The organism is Mesorhizobium sp. M7A.F.Ca.CA.002.15.2.1, from assembly GCF_003998715.1.
In the GTDB taxonomy this organism is placed as follows: domain Bacteria; phylum Pseudomonadota; class Alphaproteobacteria; order Rhizobiales; family Rhizobiaceae; genus Mesorhizobium; species Mesorhizobium ciceri.
The window spans coordinates 1-1,295 of sequence record NZ_RZPI01001008.1; the positions used below are offsets into that span (position 1 = coordinate 1).

Sequence of the window (1,295 nt, forward strand, 5' to 3'; positions counted from 1 at the left end):
GTGCTGGACAGGCCTGTGGCATTGGCGTTGGCGCCGACGGCGGTGGCGAATTGGCCCGAGGCCTTGGATATGTAGCCCATCGCCGTTGCGTCGAGCGCCGATGCGACGGCGCCGCTGCCGATGGCCGAGGCGTTGGCGTCGGAGGCGCTCGAATTGACACCGGCCGCGATGGCGTTCGTCCCCGTTGCGGTCGCGACGGGTCCGATCGCGACCGAGTCCGTGCCCGTCGCCGAAGAGTCCGCCGCCGTCGAGTTGGCATGGAAATACTTGATGCCGCCGCCGACATTGATGTTGTTGACGACGGCGCCGATGGCGTCGACGGCCTGGTTGGTGGCGGCGAGCTGCGAACCGTTGATCGCATCGGTCGACGTCGAGCTGATCCGCCCCGCGGCGACATTGGTGATGGTGCGTTCCGCACCGGCCGCGCCGATGCTGACCGTCGAGGTCGGAGTAGTGCCCTGGAAGGCGTAGGTCGTGCCGTTGATCACCGCGCTGGGCGTGCCGACGGCGACGTCGGTGACACTGCCGGAGCCGAGCGCCACGGCGCCTGCGTTGCCGGCTGTGGCGTTGGGTCCCAACGCGACCGCATCCGCGGCGCTGGCATTCGCTTGCTTGCCGAGAGCGGTCGCTTGCCCGGCGGTAGCAAACGCGTTCTGGCCGACCGCGGTGCTGGACAAGCCTGTCGCGTTGGCATTCGGTCCGACGGCGGTGCTGAAGTCGCCCGAGGCCTTGGATATGTATCCAAACGCCGTTGCGTCGAGGCCGGAGGCACTCGCATTGTTGCCGGCCGCGATGGCGTTCGCCCCTGCCGCAGTCGAGAGAGGTCCGATCGCAACCGATTCCGCACCCGTCGCCGACGAATCCGCCGCCGTCGAATTGGCGTGGAAATACTTGATGCCGCCGACATTGATGTTGTTGACGACGGCGCCAATGGCGTCGACGGCCTGATTGGTGGCGAAGAGCTGCGAGCCGTTGATCGCGTCGGTCGAGAGCGCGCTGATCCGCCCCGCCGCCAGATTGGTGATGGTGCGCTCCGCACCGGGCGCGCCGATGCTGACCGTCGAGGTCGGGTTGGTGCCCTGGAAGGCGTAGGTCGTGCCGTTGACCACCCCACTGGCCGTGCCGACCGCCGTCGCGGTCACCGAGCCAGAGCCGAGCGCGACATCGCCGGAACTCGCTGCTGCCGAGGCGCCATTGCCGAGCGCGACATTGCCCGCGAGGCCGGCCGCACCGGCGGTCGAGCCGTTGCCCAGCGCCACGGAGCCTTGTCCGATCGCCTTGTTGTTGTTGCCGCT

At 68.6% G+C, this 1,295-nt stretch carries 1 pseudogene; it reads right to left on the reverse strand.

The features are described from left to right. Nucleotides 1-1,295 (reverse strand): annotated as a pseudogene (locus ENZ74_RS32065) (calcium-binding protein); the annotation flags it as partial.